Source organism: Mucilaginibacter sp. OK098, assembly GCF_900142915.1.
Lineage (GTDB): Bacteria > Bacteroidota > Bacteroidia > Sphingobacteriales > Sphingobacteriaceae > Mucilaginibacter.
In genome coordinates this window covers 1-1,334 of record NZ_FRCM01000022.1, presented here as the reverse complement: position 1 = coordinate 1,334, position 1,334 = coordinate 1, and the positions used below count along the sequence as shown (strand labels likewise).

2 protein-coding genes are annotated in these 1,334 nt (G+C 44.6%); both read right to left on the bottom strand.

What is annotated here, in order from left to right:
- Positions 1 to 173 (bottom strand): CurL C-terminal domain-containing protein (locus tag BUE31_RS31750; protein ID WP_159440775.1); only part of this gene is annotated, 173 nt, incomplete at its 3' end.
- 15 nt (positions 174 to 188) lie between these two features.
- On the bottom strand, positions 189 to 1,334 hold a 1,146-nt coding region (locus BUE31_RS30485), incomplete at its 5' end, for a type I polyketide synthase (protein WP_143167320.1).

Here is a 1,334-nt window from a genome sequence, read left to right as displayed (position 1 = left end):
CTCCGCCCTGCGCCTGCTGTATAGCATACCGAGCTCAAATCCACCACTCCGCCAACGCCCTCTAAATAGCTTACATAGCGCTCCGCTAAATCCCGCAAACTTCCCATATCACGACCCGAGATAGGTAAAAGCAGATTAACTGGTGAAATATTTTCTTTTATTTTATTCTCCATTTTATTGCAGCATTTTCAATTAACATCTAAAGGCGACTCTTCAATAAGTACGTGCGCATTTGTCCCGCTTAAGCCAAAGGAGCTGATACCTGCTATCCGTTTCCCGTTAATAGATTTCCAATCAATGGTTTTACCAACTACTTTTATAGGCATCTTTTCCCATGGTATTAATGAGTTCAAATTCTGGCAATGAAGGCTGGATGGAATTTTTTTGTGTTGAAGGGAAAGCACCACCTTAATTAAACTAGCTATGCCTGCCGCAGGTTCCAGGTGACCGATATTACTCTTTACCGAACCTACATATAAGGGGTTATCTACCATCCGGCCTTTACCAAATATTTTATTGATCGCTTCTATTTCAATCGGGTCACCAAGTGATGTACCTGTGCCATGCGCTTCAATGTAACCCACATCCAGCGGATCAATATTTGCGTCTTTTAGGATTTTATTAATTAATGTTTCCTGTGCCTTACCATTCGGAACTGTAAGCCCGCTGGTTTTACCGTCGTGGTTTACGGCTGTTTGCCTGATTATGGCGAGCACATTATCTCCATCGGCAATAGCGTCCGATAGTCTTTTTAACACTACCATACCGCAGCCTTCCCCTCGTCCGTACCCATTAGCGTCATCAGAAAAAGTTTTGCATTTACCATCAGGTGACAGCGCCCTTGACCGGGAAAGGAAAATTGTGATTTTAGGGGTAAGCATAAGCTGTACCCCACCAGCCAGCGCCAAATTGCTTTCGCCGTTCCTGAGGCTTTGGCAAGCCATATTTACCGTTACCAGTGATGAAGAGCAGGCCGTGTCAATACTGATGGACGGTCCCTGTGTACCTAGAAAATAGGAAATGCGCCCTGCTGCAAAACAAAATCCATTGCCTGTTCCTGAATATACTTTTATCTTTTCATCTTCACCAGTTAATTCTAACTGTCCATAATCATTTTGTCCTATGCCTACAAAGATCCCTGTTGGCGTATTATTTAAATGATCAGGCTGGATCCCTGCATTTTCAAGCGCCTCCCAGCTTACCTCCAGCAATAAACGCTGCTGAGGGTCCATTGCCTCCACTTCACGAGGTGCAATGCCAAAGAATTTGGAGTCAAACTGGTCTACATTGTCAATAAAGCCACCGTGGCGGGTGTAGATCTTGCCCGGCTTGTC